The 15,865-nt window shown below is 70.9% G+C and carries 17 protein-coding genes; 10 read left to right on the top strand and 7 right to left on the bottom strand.

Annotated elements, in window-relative coordinates:
- The first annotated feature begins 101 nt into the window (after positions 1-101).
- A complete protein-coding gene (locus M0L44_RS10425; RefSeq protein ID WP_252769655.1) occupies positions 102-998 on the top strand; it encodes a phosphoribosylaminoimidazolesuccinocarboxamide synthase in 897 nt (298 codons plus the stop codon).
- An 11-nt stretch (positions 999-1,009) separates the two neighbouring features.
- Positions 1,010-2,113, top strand: a complete 1,104-nt coding sequence (locus M0L44_RS10420) for a tetratricopeptide repeat protein (RefSeq protein ID WP_252769654.1) — start codon at positions 1,010-1,012, stop codon at positions 2,111-2,113.
- Between the two features lie 24 nt (positions 2,114-2,137).
- Here the strand turns inward: M0L44_RS10420 and M0L44_RS10415 are convergent, their stop codons facing one another.
- Entirely contained in the window at positions 2,138-3,100 is a 963-nt protein-coding gene (locus M0L44_RS10415; RefSeq protein WP_252769653.1) for a tetratricopeptide repeat protein, read from the bottom strand.
- Between the two features lie 155 nt (positions 3,101-3,255).
- Between M0L44_RS10415 and purE the strand changes: the two genes are divergently transcribed.
- Genes purE through M0L44_RS10395 form a run of 4 tightly spaced genes read left to right on the top strand, consistent with a single transcriptional unit; the run spans position 3,256 to position 6,968 of the window.
- A complete protein-coding gene (purE, locus tag M0L44_RS10410) occupies positions 3,256-3,720 on the top strand; it encodes a 5-(carboxyamino)imidazole ribonucleotide mutase (RefSeq protein WP_151123659.1) in 465 nt (154 codons plus the stop codon).
- A gap of 4 nt (positions 3,721-3,724) precedes the next feature.
- Positions 3,725-4,903: a 5-(carboxyamino)imidazole ribonucleotide synthase gene (locus M0L44_RS10405; protein ID WP_252769652.1), complete on the top strand. Its 1,179-nt coding sequence runs from the start codon at positions 3,725-3,727 to the stop codon at positions 4,901-4,903.
- A gap of 3 nt (positions 4,904-4,906) precedes the next feature.
- Positions 4,907-5,899 carry an L-threonylcarbamoyladenylate synthase gene (locus tag M0L44_RS10400; protein WP_252769651.1) on the top strand — a complete coding sequence of 331 codons (993 nt, stop codon included), beginning with the start codon at positions 4,907-4,909 and terminating at the stop codon, positions 5,897-5,899.
- A gap of 34 nt (positions 5,900-5,933) precedes the next feature.
- Entirely contained in the window at positions 5,934-6,968 is a 1,035-nt protein-coding gene (locus M0L44_RS10395; RefSeq protein WP_252769650.1) for an SGNH/GDSL hydrolase family protein, read from the top strand.
- Between the two features lie 27 nt (positions 6,969-6,995).
- Here M0L44_RS10395 and dacB read toward each other — a convergent pair whose 3' ends face one another.
- Positions 6,996-8,447 (bottom strand): D-alanyl-D-alanine carboxypeptidase/D-alanyl-D-alanine endopeptidase, encoded by a 1,452-nt coding sequence (gene dacB, locus M0L44_RS10390; protein WP_252769649.1) that lies wholly within the window; start codon positions 8,445-8,447, stop codon positions 6,996-6,998.
- Positions 8,448-8,540: 93 nt separating this feature from the next.
- On the opposite strand from dacB, the gene tsaB reads away from it, so the two are divergent.
- From tsaB to M0L44_RS10370, 4 genes are all read left to right on the top strand, one after another.
- Positions 8,541-9,260, top strand: a complete 720-nt coding sequence (tsaB, locus tag M0L44_RS10385; RefSeq protein WP_252769648.1) for a tRNA (adenosine(37)-N6)-threonylcarbamoyltransferase complex dimerization subunit type 1 TsaB — start codon at positions 8,541-8,543, stop codon at positions 9,258-9,260.
- A 35-nt stretch (positions 9,261-9,295) separates the two neighbouring features.
- Entirely contained in the window at positions 9,296-9,763 is a 468-nt protein-coding gene (rimI, locus tag M0L44_RS10380) for a ribosomal protein S18-alanine N-acetyltransferase (protein ID WP_252769647.1), read from the top strand.
- Positions 9,750-10,613, top strand: coding sequence for a uracil-DNA glycosylase (locus tag M0L44_RS10375; protein WP_252769646.1), 864 nt, complete (start codon positions 9,750-9,752; stop codon positions 10,611-10,613). Before rimI ends, M0L44_RS10375 begins: the two co-directional genes overlap by 14 nt.
- A 253-nt stretch (positions 10,614-10,866) precedes the next feature.
- Positions 10,867-11,547 carry a DUF2087 domain-containing protein gene (locus M0L44_RS10370; protein ID WP_252769645.1) on the top strand — a complete coding sequence of 227 codons (681 nt, stop codon included), beginning with the start codon at positions 10,867-10,869 and terminating at the stop codon, positions 11,545-11,547.
- On the opposite strand, the gene glmU is transcribed toward M0L44_RS10370, so the two are convergent.
- From glmU to M0L44_RS10345, 5 genes are all read right to left on the bottom strand, one after another.
- Positions 11,501-12,895 (bottom strand): bifunctional UDP-N-acetylglucosamine diphosphorylase/glucosamine-1-phosphate N-acetyltransferase GlmU, encoded by a 1,395-nt coding sequence (gene glmU / locus M0L44_RS10365; RefSeq protein ID WP_252769644.1) that lies wholly within the window; start codon positions 12,893-12,895, stop codon positions 11,501-11,503. The two genes, M0L44_RS10370 and glmU, sit on opposite strands and share 47 nt — an antisense overlap.
- Positions 12,896-12,988: 93 nt before the next feature.
- Positions 12,989-13,603 (bottom strand): DUF4136 domain-containing protein, encoded by a 615-nt coding sequence (locus M0L44_RS10360; RefSeq protein WP_252769643.1) that lies wholly within the window; start codon positions 13,601-13,603, stop codon positions 12,989-12,991.
- A gap of 45 nt (positions 13,604-13,648) precedes the next feature.
- Entirely contained in the window at positions 13,649-14,599 is a 951-nt protein-coding gene (ttcA, locus tag M0L44_RS10355) for a tRNA 2-thiocytidine(32) synthetase TtcA (RefSeq protein ID WP_435526409.1), read from the bottom strand.
- 8 nt (positions 14,600-14,607) lie between these two features.
- On the bottom strand, positions 14,608-15,006 hold the full coding sequence (locus tag M0L44_RS10350; protein WP_252769641.1) for a dihydroneopterin aldolase: 399 nt from the start codon (positions 15,004-15,006) through the stop codon (positions 14,608-14,610).
- 2 nt (positions 15,007-15,008) lie between these two features.
- Complete coding sequence (locus M0L44_RS10345) at positions 15,009-15,848, bottom strand: SDR family oxidoreductase (RefSeq protein ID WP_252769640.1); 840 nt, start codon at positions 15,846-15,848, stop codon at positions 15,009-15,011.
- Positions 15,849-15,865: the final 17 nt, after the last annotated feature.

Here is a 15,865-nt window from a genome sequence, read left to right as displayed (position 1 = left end):
CTTCTTTTGTTGAATGGTGCGCGGCCGGGTCCTTCGGGATCCGGCCGCTTTGCTTGAGGCCCGGCCTAAAATGACCCGTTTTCTCCACTCCTGACCCTGCCATGGCCACCGCGTTGCTCCAGAGCTCCCTGCACTCCCTCCCGTTGCTGGCCCGTGGCAAGGTCCGCGACAACTACGCCGTCGGCGACGATCGGATTCTGATGATCGCCTCGGACCGCCTGTCGGCCTTCGACGTGGTGATGGGCGAGCCCATCCCTGGCAAGGGCGAGTTGCTGACCCGGATGGCGCTGTTCTGGTTCGACCGCCTGGGCCATGTGGTGCCCAACCACCTGACCGGCGAGGCACCCGAATCGGTGGTGGCCCCGGACGAGGTGGCGCAGGTGCAGGGTCGGGCCATGCTGGTCAAGCGCCTGAAGCCGCTGCCGGTCGAGGCCGTGGTGCGCGGCTACCTGGCCGGCTCCGGCTGGAAGGAGTACCAGCAGAGCCAGTCGGTCTGCGGCGTGGCACTGCCTGGCGGATTGAAGAACGCCTCCAAGCTGCCCGAGCCCATCTTCACCCCGGCCACCAAGGCCGAGATGGGCGAGCATGACGAGAACATCTCCTTCGAGCGCATGGCCGAGATCGTCGGCCGCGAGCTGTCGGAGAAGGTCCGCGACGTGGCCATCCGCCTGTACAAGGAGGCGGCGGCCTATGCGCTGACCAAGGGCATCATCATTGCCGACACCAAGTTCGAGTTTGGTCTGGATGCCGACGGCACGCTGACGCTGATGGACGAGGTGCTCACGCCCGACTCCTCGCGCTACTGGCCGGTCGAGGGCTACCAGGAAGGCACCAACCCGCCCAGCTACGACAAGCAGTTCGTGCGCGACTGGCTGGAGCAAGCCACCGTGGATGGCCAGCCCTGGGGCAAGAAGGCCCCGGCCCCGGCGCTGCCGGTCGAAGTGATCGAGCGCACCGCGTCCAAGTACCGCGAAGCGCTGGATCGACTGACCCGCTGAGGCCGGCAGGCATGGCGTCGCGACTGGTCGAGCGGCTGGACGCCGCCATCGCCACGGCGGAAGACCCGCTGCAGCGCGAGTGCCTGAAGGCCGAGCGGGCCGGGGCCCTGGCCCGGCATGGCCTGCTCGATGACGCCCGCTTTGCCCTGGCTGGCCTGCGCAGCCAGGCCCAGCGTCGCCGCAGCCCTCGGCTGACGGCCTGGGTGAGCCTGGTGGACGGGCAGATCGACCATTTCGTGTCGATCACCCCCAAGGCCATGGACAAGTTCCGCCAGGCCCACGCGCTGGCGGTCGAGGCTGGCGAGGTGGACCTGCAAGCCCTGGCCCTGGGCTGGATGGCCACGCTGAATTTCAACGCGTCCCGCCTCCCGGCCATGGCCAGCCAACTGCGCGAGGCCCTGCAACTGGCCTCGCCGCAGAACCACGCGGCCAAGGCTCGCCTGGGCCTGGTGCTGGCCGATGCCCACCGCTTCGCCGGCGACGACAGCCGCTCGCAGCTCTGGTACCAGTTTGCCCGCGAACATGCCATTGCCGAGGGAGACACCTCGATGATGAGCGCGCTGTTGCACAACATCGCAGCGATGCGGGCGGGCCGCATCGGCCTGGAAGACGCCTTCGGCCAGGGAGACATCGAGGCCGCCCACCGCGCCCTGCTCGAAGCGGAATCCACGGCCAACTATGACTGGGGCGCTGGCGCTGCGGCGCTGCAGACCATGGTGCCGCTGCAGGCCCGGGCCCAGTTGCTGGTGGTGCTGGGGCGCTGGGACGAGGCGGTGGCCCTGTTCGACAGCCACCTGGCACGGGCCAAGGTGGAAGGGCTGGCCCATCGCGAGGCCCGCTTCGTGGCGGAGCGCGCCTGGTGCCATCTGCGGCGTGATCGGCCGCGCGAGGCGCTCAAGGACGCCCGCCAGGCGGCCAAGTGCATCGAGGCTCAGTTCGATCCGGATGATTGCGCCGCCGCCCACGCCCGCCTGGCCCGCGTCTGGCAGGGACTTTCGCGCGAGGACGAAGCCCAGCGCCACCAGACCCTGGCCGACCAGGCCCTGGCCGCGTACCGGGCCGAGCAGCAGCGCTGGCGCGAGGCCCTGGCCCAGGCCCTGCAGGGCCTGGCCTGACGGAGCCCTCCGCCGGGCGCAGGCTCAGAACAGCGCCATGCTGAGCTTGCGGCGGTACTGGTCCAGCACCGGGTCGCTGGGCGCCACGGCCGACTTGCCGGCGATCTCCAGCGTGCTGCCCGGCGTGGCCTCGGCCGCCTTGGGGGCCGGCTTGGTCATCAGCTCCAGGATGGCCACGTAGGTCTTGCGCGCGGCCTCGTCCTGCCAGGCCTTGTCGCGCATGATGATCTCCAGCAGTTCGTCCATCGCGTCCGTCAGCTGGCCGGCCACGAACAGGTGCTGGGCCCGCTGGAAGCGGGCGGCGAAGTCGCGCTTGTTGGCGGCAATCGCCGCGTCCAGCGCCGCCAGGTCGGGCGCTTGCTGCACTGCCTCGGCGGCCTCGATCCAGCGCTGCACCGCGGCAAAGCGGCCGTCCGTCATCGCCTGGACGGCCGCTGGTTCGAAGGCCGCGCGGGCCTGGGCCACCCGGGCCGGCTCGGTGCGGGCCAGACCCAGCAGCACTTTCAGATAGTCCAGGCGGGCCACGTCGTTGGACGGGTCGATGGCCACCGCTTCCTGCAGCTTGGCCAGCACCGTCTCGATGTCGTGCTCGCCGCTGGCCAGCAGGGCCTCGGCCTCCTCCACCTCGGCTTCGGCGTCCAGGGCCTCTTCGCTGGGCACGTGCTTGTCCAGGAATTCGCGCACCTGGGCCTCGGGCAGCGCGCCGACGAAACCGTCCACCGGCTGGCCACCGGAGAACATCACGCAGAAGGGGATGGAGCGCACACCGAAGGCCTGGCTCAGCTGGCCGGCGATCTCAGGCTGCTCGTCGCTGTTGAGCTTGGCCAGCACGAAGCGGCCACCGTAGGCCACTTCCAGCTTCTCCAGCAGGGGGCCCAGGGCCTTGCAGGGACCGCACCAGGGGGCCCAGATGTCCAGCAGCACCGGCTGCTGGCGGGAGGCCTCGATCAGCTCGGTCTGGAAGTTCTCGATGGTGATGTCAATCATGGTCTCGGGTTCCTGGGGCCGGTCTGTGGCAGCCTGCGAGAGATAGGGTCGAACACGGGAGAAACAAGGCCAGCCTAAAATCGCGGGTTTGGTGATCGGAGCATCCAGCCTTGAACAGTGCCTCGTCCGTTGCAGCGCCCGTCGTGGGCATCGTCATGGGTTCTTCCAGCGACTGGGAGACCATGAAGGCCGCGGCGCAGATTCTCGCCGAGTTCGGTGTGCCGCACGAGGCCCGTGTGGTCTCGGCCCACCGCATGCCCGATGACATGTTCACCTACGCCGAACAGGCCGCTCCGCGCGGGCTGCAGGCCATCATCGCTGGCGCTGGCGGAGCCGCCCATCTGCCTGGCATGCTGGCCGCCAAGACGGTGGTGCCGGTGCTGGGCGTGCCGGTGGCCAGTCGCCACCTGCAGGGGGTCGATTCCCTGCACTCCATCGTCCAGATGCCCAAGGGCATCCCGGTGGCCACCTTCGCCATCGGCACCGCCGGTGCCGCCAACGCGGCCCTGTTCGCCGTGGCCATGCTGGCCAACCGCGACCCGGCGCTGCGTGCGCAGCTGGAAGCCTTCCGGGCCCGCCAGACCGAGGCGGCACGGGCCATGACCCAGGACCTGGGCTGACGCCATGACCCACCCGATCCGACCCCTGCAGCCCGGGGCCACGCTGGGCGTGATGGGCGGCGGCCAGCTGGGCCGCATGTTCGTGCACGCGGCCCAGGCCATGGGCTACCGCACCGCGGTGCTGGACCCGGATCCGGCCAGTCCGGCCGGCCTGGTGTCCCACCTGCACATCCCGGCCGACTACCTGGATCCGGCCGGCCTGAAGCAACTGGCCGAGGCGGCCGACGCCATCACCACCGAATTCGAGAACGTGCCGGCCCAGGCCCTGCGCACCCTGGCCGAGCGTCGCCCGGTGGCGCCGGCCGGCGATGCCGTGGCCATCTGCCAGGACCGCGCGGCCGAGAAAGCCCATTTCGGCGCCTCCGGTGTGCCCTGTGCCCCCTACGCGGTCATCGAGACCGCCGAGCAACTGGCCGCGGTGTCGCCCGACCTGCTGCCCGGCATCCTGAAGACCGCCCGCATGGGCTACGACGGCAAGGGCCAGGTGCGGGTGGCCAACGCCGCCGAGCTGGCTGCCGCCTGGGCCGAGCTGAAGCAGGTGCCCTGCGTGCTGGAAAAGCGCCTGGCCCTGCAGCGCGAGCTCAGTGTCATCGTCGCCCGCGGGGCCGATGGCCAGCTCGTCCATTTCCCGGTGCAGCAGAACCTGCACCGCGACGGGATCCTGGCCGTGACCCAGGTGCCCGCGCCCCAGGTGAACGCCGCCCTGGCCGCTCAGGCCATCGAACGTGCCGGCCTGATCGCCGCCGAGATGGGCTATGTGGGCGTGCTGTGCGTCGAGTTTTTCGTCGTGGACGACGGGCAGGGCGGCTCGGCCCTGGTGGCCAACGAGATGGCGCCCCGGCCGCACAACTCCGGCCACTACACCATCGACGCCTGTGACCTGTCGCAGTTCGGGCTGCAGGTGCGCTGCATGGCCGGCCTGCCGCTGGTGATGCCGCGCCTGCATTCGCCCACCGTGATGCTCAACCTGCTGGGCGACCTGTGGTTTAGCGAGGGCCAGGAGCGCACGCCGCCCTGGGACCGGGTGCTGGCCCTGCCGGGCGTGCACCTGCACCTCTACGGCAAGACCAGCTCGCGGCCCGGCCGCAAGATGGGTCACCTGACTGTCACCGCGGCCACGCCGGAGGCGGCCACCGCCACGGCCCTGCAGGTCTGCGCGCTGCTGGGCCTGCCGGCCTTCTGAACCATGCCGGTGCTGGACGGTCGCGACCCCGCCGCGCTGCAACGCGCGGCCCAGGCCCTGGCGGCCGGCGAACTGGTGGGCCTGCCCACCGAGACCGTCTATGGCCTGGCGGCCCGGGCCGATGACGATGCTGCCGTGGGGGCGATCTACACCGCCAAGGGCCGGCCGGCCGGCCATCCGCTGATCGTCCACGTGACCGACGAAACCGCGGCCATGGCTTTTGCCGCCGCCTGGCCCGAGCCGGCCCGTCGCCTGGCCGCCGCTTTCTGGCCCGGGCCGGTGACGGTCATCGTGCCGCGCCGCCCGGGGGTGGCCACGCTGTCGGCGGGCGGGCAGGACAGCATCGGCCTGCGCTGCCCCTCGCATCCGGTGGCCCAGGCCCTGCTGCGCGAGGCCGCCGCCCTGGGGGTGCCCGGGGTGTCCGCGCCCAGTGCCAACCGCTTCGGTCGGGTCAGTCCCACCTCGGCCGCCCATGTGCAGGGCGAGTTCGGACCGGACCTGCTGGTGCTCGATGGTGGCGACTGCGAAGTGGGCATCGAGTCCACCATCGTCGACTGCTCGCGGGGGCATCCCGTGCTGCTGCGGCCTGGCCGCCTCACCCGGGCCGAGCTGGAAGCCGTGCTGGGTGAGCCGCTGCGCGAACGCGACGCGGCGGCGCCGCGGGCCTCGGGCACGCTGACCTCGCACTACGCCCCGCGCGCCCGCGTGCGCCTGATGGACGGCGAGAGCCTGCGCCAGGCGCTGTCCGTGCTGCCGGCGCCCGTGGCCGGCCAGCCCCCGACCGTGGCGGTATATTCCCGCAGCGTCCAACCCAGGGCTTCGGTCTGGCCGCTGCGCCCGATGCCGGCCGATGCCGCAGCTGCCGCCCACGAATTGTTCGCGGCCCTGCGGGAACTGGATGCCACCGGCGCGGTACTGATCTGGATCGAGACCCCACCGGCCGACCCGGCCTGGGACGGGGTGCGCGATCGACTGCAACGGGCGGCGGCGGATTGAGCCGCCCGCCCTTCGACTCACCATTGGAGCCAAGATGAAATTCGCATTGCCCGCCCGCCTGTTGCGTGCCCTTGCTGCCGTCGGGTGTTCGGTTGGGCTGCTGGCCTCCTGCGGCGGCGGCACCTCGCACTACGACAAGTTCGTGCCCAGCCGCCTGATCGTGTTCGGCGACGAGTACAGCGCGCTGGTGGACCCCAACAACTCCGGCAACGGTGACCACTACGCGATGAACGCGCTGAACAGCTTGGACACCACCAACGCCACGGTGCTGTGCAGCGACAGCAGCCGCTACAACTGGGTGCAGAGGCTGGCGAGTTACTACGGCCTGACCTTCAAGGAGTGCAACCCGAACAACCTGGCCAGCAGCCGGCTCAATGCGCTGATGCAGGCCCGGTACGGGGCTACCGAACGGGCCGTGGAGGCCCAGTTCAGCGACTTCCAGGGCGACATCGGCCACGATGCCCTGGGCAGCAACGACCTGGTCACGGTGTGGGTCGGCATGAACGATGTCATCGAGATCTACAAGGACAGCGTCACCTACAGCTCCACCGCCGACAAGACCAGCGAAGCCACTGCCCGCGGCGAGAAGCTGGGGCGGCTGATCAACACCATCACCGACACCGGGGCCCGCGTGCTGGTGGCGCAGGTCTTCGAAATGGGCGCCACGCCCTGGGCCAAGCAGCAAGGCTCGTCCGAGGCCAAACTGATGACCAGCCTGTCCGACGCCTTCAACCAGGGCCTGCGCACCACCCTGCTGAACGATGGCAGCAAGATCGGCCTGCTGACCTTCAACGACTCGGTGGCCAACCTGGTGCAGTACGGCAACTACGAGACCACCGAGGCCGCCTGTGACGATGCCCACGTGGCGGACATCGACAACGCCACGGCCGACAGCGATGGTTACCTGGGCGGGGCGGCCAGCCTGTCCACCTGCACCACGGCCACCGTGCCCAATGACAACGCGGCCAAGAAGGATCTGTGGGTCGACGGCATTCACCTGAACGCCTACATTGCCCACTCCACCCTGGGCAGCCTGGCGATCACCCGCGCCACCAGCAACCCGTTCTGACCGTTCGGGAACGCCGGGGTGCCCTGTTCAGGGCCCCGGTGCGTCGTCCATGACCCACTGGGTCAGGGCCTCCAGCGCGGGCCGTGCGCGCCCGGCCTGTTCGTCGTTGACCAGGGCCACCAGCACATAGCGGCGGCCGCTGCGCGAGAGCACATAGCCGGCCTGGGCGGCCGCGTCGCGCAGTGAGCCCGTCTTCAGATGGGCCCGGCCACCGGTGGCGGTCGAGCGCTTGAGCGTGCCATCCACCCCGCTCACCGGCAGCGAACTCATCAGCTCCGACATCACCGGGCTGCGCCAGGCCTGCAGCAGGAGCGTGGCCAGTTGCTGGGCGCTAATGCGGGTCTCGCGCGACAGGCCGGAGCCCTTGTCCACCACCACCTGCGTGGCGGCTTCGGGGCCCAGGCGCTGGGCCAGCCAGCTGCGCAGCGCGGTGCGTGCGTCATCGGGCGTGGCCGGTCGGCTGGGGTCGGGGCGGTCCAGCATGCCCAAGGTCAGGAAGAGCTGCTCGGCCATCAGGTTGTTGCTGAACTTGTTGATGTTACGCACCACCTCGGCCAAGGGCGGCGAGTTCTCCTGCCAGGTCGGCACGGCCTGTGGGGGCACGGTGCCTTCCTTCACCTGGCCGTCTAGGCGCCCACCCATCTCCTGCCAGAGCTGGGCGATCAGCAGGGCGTTGTAACGGGCCGGGTCGGCATAGGCCACCGGCCAGTCCTTCTCGCCGCAGTCGGCCCCCAAGCTGCCCGACAGGCGGATGTGGGCGGGGTCGCTCCAGTCGGGCTGCAGGCCGGCGCGCCAGTCGCCGCAGGGGCGTTTGCTCAGGGGCACCGTCTCGGGCAGGTTCACGCCGGCCAGCCGGGGCTCCGCACTGACCCGTGCGACGCCCTGCTCCAGCATCGGGCTGAAGTGCAGGGTCAGGGTCTTGTAGTTCAGCAGCAGGGCATCCGGCTGCACGTTGTAGGGTTTGCTGGGCTCACCGTCGAAATCGGCCGGCGTGTCGGGCGGCAGCTGCCAGGCGCTGCGGTCCAGCACGATGTCGCCCCGGATGCCGCGCACCCCCCGCTGTTGCAGGTGGTGCAGCAGCAGCCACACCCGCTCCAGCACCAGGCCGGGGTCGCCGCTGCCGCGCAGCAGCACCGAGCCGTCCAGCACGCCGTCATGCACGGGACCGGTCAGATAGACCGGTGTCTGCCAGGTCCAGGCCGGCCCCAGCTGGTCCAGCGCGGCGTAGGTGGTGAGCAGCTTGAAGACCGAGGCCGGGTTGCGCGGGATGTCCGCCCCCAGGCTCCAGAGCGGACGGTCGCTGCCCACCTCCTGCACCACCGCCGACAGGGCTTCGGCCGGAACCTGGGCCCGTCGCAGGGCGGCTTGCACCCCCGGGGGCAGGGTGGGCGCGGCCTGGGCCAGGGGCGCCAGCAGAGGCAGATAGAGCAGGGACAGCCGCAGGATGACGCGGCGCGGGGGGCAGGGCGTTCCTCGCATCGGGGGATCATCGCACGGCTACACTGGCGGCATGCTCCCCCTCGTTCCTTTGCTGCACGGGTCGGCCATCCCGGTCCGGTTCCCGTTCCACCCATGAAGCTGCTGGTGCTGGACACCGCCACCGAGCAGATGGCCGTGGCGGTGGGCAAGGGCGAGGATGCCTGGACGCATGGCAGTGCGGGAGGCGCGCTGGCTTCGGCTGCGCTGGTGCCCACCGTGCTGGCGCTGCTGGCCGAAGGGGGGCTGGCGCTGGCGGATCTGGATGCCATCGCCTTTGGCCAGGGTCCCGGGGCCTTCACCGGGCTGCGCACGGCTGTTTCGGTGGCTCAGGGGCTGGCCTTCGGGGCCGGCAAGCCGGTGCTGGCGCTGGACAGCCTGCTGATCGTGGCCGAAGACGCCCGCGCCCAGGGCGCTTTGGATGACGCCGCCGATGCGCTGCTGTGGGTGGCGATGGATGCCCGCATGGACGAGGTCTATGCCGCGGCCTATCGCCGCGGCGCGGCCGGCTGGGAGGCTGTGGTCGCGCCCCATCTGAGCGACCTGGACACCTTGCAGGCCCGCTGGGGTGCCGCGCCACTGCAGCTGGCAGGCAATGCCCCGGCCGCCTTTGGCGAGCGGCTGCCACTGCCCAGCGGCAGCCGCGTGTGGGGCACGCAGCTCGACCGGGCCGGCGCCGCCCTGCGCTTGGCGCGTGAGGCCTGGGCCCAGGGCCGCGGCCTGCCGCCCGAGCAGGCGCTGCCGGTCTACCTGCGCGACAAGGTGGCCCTGACCACCGCCGAGCGCGAGGCGCTCAAGCAGGGGGCCGGGCGGTGACGAGCGGCGCCGGGACCGCGCCGCGCCTGGCGCCGATGACCGTGTCCGATCTGGACGAGGTCGTCGCGATCGAGCATCAGGCCTATGCCTTTCCCTGGACGCGCGGCAACTTCATCGACTCGCTGGCGGTGGGCCACCCGGCCTGGCTGCTGCGCGGGCCGGCCGACGGGGCGCTCTGGGGCTATTACGTCGCCATGGGCGGGGTCGAGGAGATGCATCTGCTCAACATCACGGTGGCACCGGCCCAGCAGGGCCAGGGCCATGCCCGCCGCATGCTGGACCACCTGGGCCGCCTGGCCCACGCCACCGGGGCGTTGCAGCTCTGGCTGGAGGTGCGCGAGAGCAATGCGCGGGCGCGTCAGCTGTACGAGCGCAACAGCTTTGTCGCCGTTGGGCGCCGCAAGGCCTACTACCCGGCCGTCCAGGGCCGTGAAGACGCGGTGGTGATGTGTCGTCCGGTGAAGACCAAGGATGGCGGGGAGGCCGGACATGCCGTGGACTGAACGCCAGCAGGCCCTGCTCCAGGGCCTGGGCCTGCGTCTCTGGAGCCCCCCGCCGGAGATGGCGGTCGCGCCCGTGCCATCGGAGCCGGCGGCGCTTGTCCAGGCGCCGGCCGTTGCCCCCGAGTCCGCCCCTGCCCCCGCGCCAGCGCGCGCTCCCACACCGGCCATGCCGGCTGCTCCCGTGCGGACGGCGCCACCCGCGCCGTCCACGCCCTTGGCCACTGCGCCGGCACAACCGCTGGTCGCCTCGCCCTCCCAGGAAGGGGGCGTGGCCGCGATGGACTGGCCCGCGCTGCGCGAGGCCGTGGCGGGCTGCCAGGCCTGCGCCCTGTGCGAGAGCCGCAAGAACACCGTCTTCGGCGTGGGCCACACCTCCGCCGAGTGGATGATCGTCGGCGAGGCGCCGGGCGAGCAGGAGGACAAGCAGGGCGAGCCCTTCGTCGGCGCGGCCGGTCAGCTGCTCGACGCCATGTTGCAGGCCATCGGCCTGACCCGGTCCGAGGCCGACGCGGCCCACCAGGTCTTCATCGCCAACACCCTCAAGTGCCGGCCGCCGCGCAACCGCAACCCGCAGCCCGAGGAACTGGCGCAGTGCGCGCCCTTCCTGCAGCGCCAGATCGCCCTGGTGCGGCCCAAGGTGCTGCTGGCCATGGGCCGCTTCGCCATCCAGCAGCTGCTGGGCCGGGACGAACCGATTGGCCGCCTGCGTGGTCAGGTGCACGACTACCACGGCACCCCGGTGATCGTGACCTATCACCCGGCCTACCTGTTGCGCCAGCCCACCGAGAAGGCCAAGGCCTGGGAGGACCTGTGCCTGGCGGTCTCGGTCTACCGGCAGCGGCAGGGCTGAGCCTCGGCCCGGCGGCACCTGCGACCGGGGATAGGCCGATTCGGCTAGACTGATGGCCGGTCGGCAGTTCACCCAGGCGTCGTCGCGCGGTCCTTCCGCGAGCTAAACCTGCCCTGATCCTGAGTCGCTCACGTGTGTCCGCCTCGGCCCTGTGGCCCGGCAGGCTGCGGTGGGAACCGGCAAGCCGACGACCCCCGGCCGCGCGTGCGTGCGCGTGGTCTGCCCGCCGTGGCCCGCACGAGGAGCCGCTTTCATGGCCCGTACCCCGACCCCGCTGGTCATCGCCGACCTGTCGTCCTTCGCGCGCCAACTCGCGCGCGTCCTGGCCGACAGCGCCACGCCGCCCAGCCATCTCCAGTTCCTGAACCAGATCGCCCGCGCCGCGGGCTACCGCAACCTGCAGGCCTTGCAGGCTGGCGCGCCACAGGGGGTGCCAGCGATCGCCGCGGATACTCCGCCTGCGGACCCCGCGCCGGTGGAAGTGGCCCCCGCGCCCCTGAGCGATGCCGCCCGGCGCGCGCTGCTGCAGTTCGACACCGCCGGCCGCCTGCAGCGCTGGCCGGCCAAGTACAGCGTGCAGCGCCTCATCCTGTGGCCGCTGTGGGCCCGCTTCGAGCCCCGGCGCAGCTACACCGAGGCCGAGGTCAACACGGTGCTGAAGGCCGCCAACACCTTCGGCGACCACGTGACGCTGCGGCGCGAGCTGGTGAACCACCGGCTGCTGGCGCGTGAATCCGACTGCTCGGCCTACTGGAAGCTGCCGGCCCGGCCCGACGACGAGGCCCGCGCCCTGATGGCGGCCTGGCGGGAACGCCAGCGGCAGCGCGACGGTGCCCGGGCCCTGGCGCCGGAACGTCAGGCCGCCCGGGCGGCCTTCACGCAGCGGCTCAGGGCTTCGGGGCCTTCTTCGGCCGGGTCCAGCCACCCAGGCTGACCTGACGGGCCCGGGCCACGGTGAGCTGGCCTGGCGGCGTGTCCTTGCTGATGGTGGAGCCGCCACCGATGGTGCCGCCTTCGCCCAGGGTGACCGGGGCGATCAGCACGCAGTTGCTGCCCACATGCACGTCGGCCTCGATCACCGTGCGGTGCTTGTTGGCGCCGTCGTAGTTGGCGGTGATGCTGCCGGCGCCGTAGTTGACCCGCTCGCCCACCGTCGCGTCGCCCAGGTAGGCCAGGTGGTTGGCCTTGGCGCCGTCGGCCAGCGTGCTGTTCTTGACCTCGACGAAGTTGCCGATGTGCACCTCGCGGCCCAGCACCGCGCCGGGACGCAGCCGGGCGAAGGGGCCGATCAGCGCGCCTTCGCCCACGCTGACGCCAGCCTGTTCGCCGTCGATGTGGGTGAAGGAGTGGATCACCGCGCCGGCGGCGATCGTGGCATTGCGGATCACGCAGTTCGCTCCCACCCGCACGCCATCGCCCAGGCTCACCGTGCCTTCGAAGAGGCAGTTGACGTCGATCTCCACATCCTGCCCGCAGGTCAGCGCACCGCGCTGGTCGAAGCGGGCCGGGTCGGCCAGGCGCACGCCGGCCTCCAGCAGGGCCTGGGCCTGGCGGCGCTGCAGGCGGCGCTCCAGGTCGGCCAGCTGGGCCGGGCTGTTCACGCCCAGCACCTCGGTCTCGTCGGCCGCGCTGGCCGCCACCACCGGCACGCCCTCGGCCACCGCCATCGCGACGATGTCGGTCAGGTAGTACTCCTGCTGGGCGTTGTCGTTCTTCAGGGCAGCCACCCAGCGCTGCAGCGCGGCGGTGGGCGCGGCCATCATGCCGGTGTAGACCTCGCGGATCGCACGCTGGGCTTCGTTGGCGTCCTTGTGCTCGACGATGGCCTGAACCTGCGTGCCGTCGGCACTGCGCACGATGCGGCCATAGCCCGTCGGGTCGTCCAGCGTCACCGTCAGCAGGGCCAGGCGCTCGCCGCCACAGGCCGCAGCCAGCGCCTGGGCGGTGGCCGGCTCGATCAGCGGCACATCGCCGTTGAGGATCAGGGTGGTGCCGGCGCTCACATCCAGCGACGGGCTGGCCTGCAGCACCGCGTGGCCGGTGCCCAGCTGGGGCTGCTGGCGCACGCAGCGCACCTCGGGGGCCGTGGCGCTCACATGGCGCTCGACTTGCCCGGCCTCGTGGCCGGTGATGACCAGGGTGCGTTGCGGCTGCAGGGCCGCGGCGCGCTGCAGCACATGCTGCAGCAGGCTTTGGCCGGCCAGGGTGTGCAGCACCTTGGGCCGGGCCGAGCGCATGCGGGTGCCCTTGCCCGCGGCCATGATGACGACGTTCAGCGCCATGAAGGAAATTCCTTGTCCGGGCCATCCGACGGGGATGGCGAAGCAGGAATTATCGGCGCTGGCGACCCCGCCGCCGGGCGGGGTCCGGCGGGTTCAGGGCAGGGTCACGTTCACCGCGTGCGGCTTGCCGTCCACCGCCGGGAATTCCTTCATCGCGGCCAGGAACATGGCCTCGAACAGGCTGCGTCCGCCGGTGGTGCTGCCATTGGTGCTGGCGCGCGACTCGTAAAGCGCGGCCCCGCTCTCGCGGTCGCGGATGAGCACCGCCACCTCGCGGGTGTATTCGGGCTGGTAGTAGCCCCAGCCCCAACCCGGGCCGGCCCAGGGCGTCATGCGCCAGCGCGGGCCCCAGGGGTGCATCCACAGCGGGTCGTCCCAGGGCGAGCGGTCGGCGCGGTCCCAGCGGGCGCCGATCTGCACCAGCACATCGGGCTTCTGGCCCTCGGCGGCGGCGGTGAAGCCGGCGTCTTCCAGGGCCGGGCGGGCCATGTCCTCGAGGTTCTGCTGGTCCTCGGCCTTGGCCTGCTGCGAGGGCAGGCGGTCGAAGGCGTAGGTGCCGACGTGGCGCTCGGCCGGCCAGCTGCCGAAGCTGCTGACCTCGACGTTCATGGTGTTGAAGGCGGCACAGCCGCCCAGGCCCAGCGTGGCCAGCAGGCCCAGCATCACCGCCGGGCGGCCGAGCCGGCGGCAGACATCCATCGCGCGCATCGTGTGTTGCTCCTGTTCATGGAACAGGACGATTGTGGCGCTGGCTCAGAGCTTGTCCAGCCGGATGGTCTGGACTGCGGGTTGGGCCGGCGTGCCGCAGTCGTCGTCCTCGTCGAAGGCCTTGTCGCCCTGCGGATCGGGCCGGCCCGTCGGTTGGAGGCTGGCGAAGGGGTAGAGGTTCCGGTCCATCATGTGCGAGAGCGTGATGTTGCCCATCGCGGTGAACATGTTGTCGATGCGGCCGGGGTACTGCTTGTCCCACTCGCGGATCATCTTCTTGGTCAGCACTCGCTGCAGGTTCTCCTGGTTGCCGCACAGGCTGCAGGGGATGATGGGGAATTCGCGGTGCGCGGCCCAGGTTTCCAGGTCGGTCTCGGCCACATAGGCCAGCGGGCGGATGACGACGAACTCGCCGTTGTCGCTCACCAGCTTGGGCGGCATGCCCTTCATGCGGCTGCCGAAGAACATGTTCATCAGCAGGGTGACGACCATGTCGTCGCGGTGGTGGCCCAGCGCGATCTTGTTGCAGCCCAGCTCCCGCGCCACCCGGTAGAGGATGCCCCGGCGCAGCCGCGAGCACAGGCTGCACATGGTCTGCCCTTCCGGGATGTGCTTCTTGACGATGGAGTAGGTGTCCTGCGTCTCGATGTGGAAGGGCACGCCCACGCCCTTCAGGTAGTTGGGCAGCACATCGGCCGGGAAGCCCGGCTGCTTCTGGTCCAGGTTGACCGCCACCAGCTCGAAGCGGATCGGGGCGCGCTTCTGCAGGTTCATCAGGATGTCCAGCATCGAGTAGCTGTCCTTGCCACCCGACAGGCAGACCATGACCTTGTCGCCTTCTTCGATCATGGCGAAGTCGGCGATGGCCTGGCCCACCTGGCGGTGCAGGCGCTTGCTGAGCTTGTTCATCTCGAAGGCGTGCTTCTTGGCCTTGCGGGCCTCCTCGGCGGCGGCCGCCTCGGCCTCGCTCAGTGCAGGGGCGGTGGTCTCGTTCACGGCGTTCATCAGGCGGGGTCCTTCAGGCCGAAGACTTCGCAGCCCACGGCATCGCAATCGGGGTAGACATCGGGCTTCTCGGTCGAGACCCGGGCGGCGCGCACCTTGGGGTGGGCCAGCATGCGGGCCAGCACGTCGTCGCACAGCGTTTCCTGCAGGTGGATGTGGCCCAGGGCCACCCGCTCGGCGATGGTGCGGCGCATGAAGTCGTAATCGACCACTTCTTCCAGCGCATCGCGCGTGGGGGTGGACTGGGCCAGCGGGATGTAGAGGTCCACGTTGATCAGCACCCGCTGCTCGCCGCGCTTCTCGAAATCGTGCACGCCGATGTTGATGCGCACCTCGTAGTTGCGCAGGAAAAGCCGGCGGCAGTCGCGCAGGCTGGGGTGGGACAGGGCGGAGTGCATGGTCATTCTTTCGGTGGGTGGGCGGCCGGGCCTGTGGGCGCCTGGCGAGCCAGGAACAGCACGTCGCGACCCTGGGCCGCCAGATGCTGGCCACCATCCACGATCAGCGTGGTGCCGGTGATGGCGGGGGATTCGATCAGGAAGCGGACTGCACGGGCGACGTCTTCCGGCGTGGAGGAGCGCTCCAGCGGCGTCATGCGGTGGGCCTGGGCGTATTCCTCGGCGGACATGGGGCCCGACAGCAGTGTCACGCCGGGTGCCACACCGGCCACCCGCACCCGCGGCGCCAGGGCCTGGGCCAGCAGCACGGTGGCCTCGCGCAGCGCGGCCTTGCTCAGGGTGTACGAGAAGTAGTCGGGGTTCGGGTTCCAGAGCTTCTGGTCCAGCAGGTTCACCACGCAGCCCTGGCCATCGCGCTTGGCCACATGGGCGGCCAGGGCCTGGGCCAGCCAGATCGGGGCGGCGGTGTTGGCCTGCCAGTGGCGCGCCAGGTGGGCGCCATCGCAGGTCTGGGCGCTGTCGTATTCGAACAGCGAGGCGTTGTTGACCACCGCGTCCAGCCGGCCGAAGTGGTCCAGCACCTGGGGCAGCAGGGCGCGGCAGGCGGCCTCGTCGGCCAGATCGGCGACCACCACGGCGGCGTGGGCGCCCAGCGCCCGCAGCTCGGTGGCGGTGGCCTCGGCCTCCTCGCGCGAATGCCGGCAATGCACCGCCACGTCATGGCCGTGGGCGGCCAGTTCCAGCGCGATCTGGCGGCCGATGCGCCGCGCCGCGCCGGTCACCAGGGCGACCGGACGGTGAGAAGAGGGGAACTGCGGCGGGGTGGACGGGGATGACGACATGCCAAACCTACAATCTC

The sequence above is a fragment of the Ideonella oryzae genome (assembly GCF_024055665.1).
Taxonomy (GTDB): domain Bacteria; phylum Pseudomonadota; class Gammaproteobacteria; order Burkholderiales; family Burkholderiaceae_C; genus Ideonella; species Ideonella oryzae.
The sequence above is the reverse complement of the archived record's forward strand: the minus strand, read 5'-3'. Positions and strand labels throughout refer to the sequence as shown.

Excerpts from the sequence above, each read along its gene's own strand:
- M0L44_RS10405 (WP_252769652.1), top strand. The coding sequence starts at position 3,725 with ATGACCCACCCGATCCGACCCCTGCAGCCCGGGGCCACGCTGGGCGTG.
- M0L44_RS10425 (WP_252769655.1), top strand. The coding sequence starts at position 102 with ATGGCCACCGCGTTGCTCCAGAGCTCCCTGCACTCCCTCCCGTTGCTG.
- M0L44_RS10420 (WP_252769654.1), top strand. The coding sequence starts at position 1,010 with ATGGCGTCGCGACTGGTCGAGCGGCTGGACGCCGCCATCGCCACGGCG.
- M0L44_RS10375 (WP_252769646.1), top strand. The coding sequence starts at position 9,750 with ATGCCGTGGACTGAACGCCAGCAGGCCCTGCTCCAGGGCCTGGGCCTG.
- glmU (WP_252769644.1), bottom strand. The coding sequence starts at position 12,895 with ATGGCGCTGAACGTCGTCATCATGGCCGCGGGCAAGGGCACCCGCATG.
- tsaB (WP_252769648.1), top strand. The coding sequence starts at position 8,541 with ATGAAGCTGCTGGTGCTGGACACCGCCACCGAGCAGATGGCCGTGGCG.
- rimI (WP_252769647.1), top strand. The coding sequence starts at position 9,296 with ATGACCGTGTCCGATCTGGACGAGGTCGTCGCGATCGAGCATCAGGCC.
- M0L44_RS10360 (WP_252769643.1), bottom strand. The coding sequence starts at position 13,603 with ATGCGCGCGATGGATGTCTGCCGCCGGCTCGGCCGCCCGGCGGTGATG.
- M0L44_RS10370 (WP_252769645.1), top strand. The coding sequence starts at position 10,867 with ATGGCCCGTACCCCGACCCCGCTGGTCATCGCCGACCTGTCGTCCTTC.
- M0L44_RS10400 (WP_252769651.1), top strand. The coding sequence starts at position 4,907 with ATGCCGGTGCTGGACGGTCGCGACCCCGCCGCGCTGCAACGCGCGGCC.
- M0L44_RS10395 (WP_252769650.1), top strand. The coding sequence starts at position 5,934 with ATGAAATTCGCATTGCCCGCCCGCCTGTTGCGTGCCCTTGCTGCCGTC.
- purE (WP_151123659.1), top strand. The coding sequence starts at position 3,256 with ATGGGTTCTTCCAGCGACTGGGAGACCATGAAGGCCGCGGCGCAGATT.
- M0L44_RS10350 (WP_252769641.1), bottom strand. The coding sequence starts at position 15,006 with ATGCACTCCGCCCTGTCCCACCCCAGCCTGCGCGACTGCCGCCGGCTT.
- dacB (WP_252769649.1), bottom strand. The coding sequence starts at position 8,447 with ATGCGAGGAACGCCCTGCCCCCCGCGCCGCGTCATCCTGCGGCTGTCC.
- M0L44_RS10415 (WP_252769653.1), bottom strand. The coding sequence starts at position 3,100 with ATGATTGACATCACCATCGAGAACTTCCAGACCGAGCTGATCGAGGCC.
- M0L44_RS10345 (WP_252769640.1), bottom strand. The coding sequence starts at position 15,848 with ATGTCGTCATCCCCGTCCACCCCGCCGCAGTTCCCCTCTTCTCACCGT.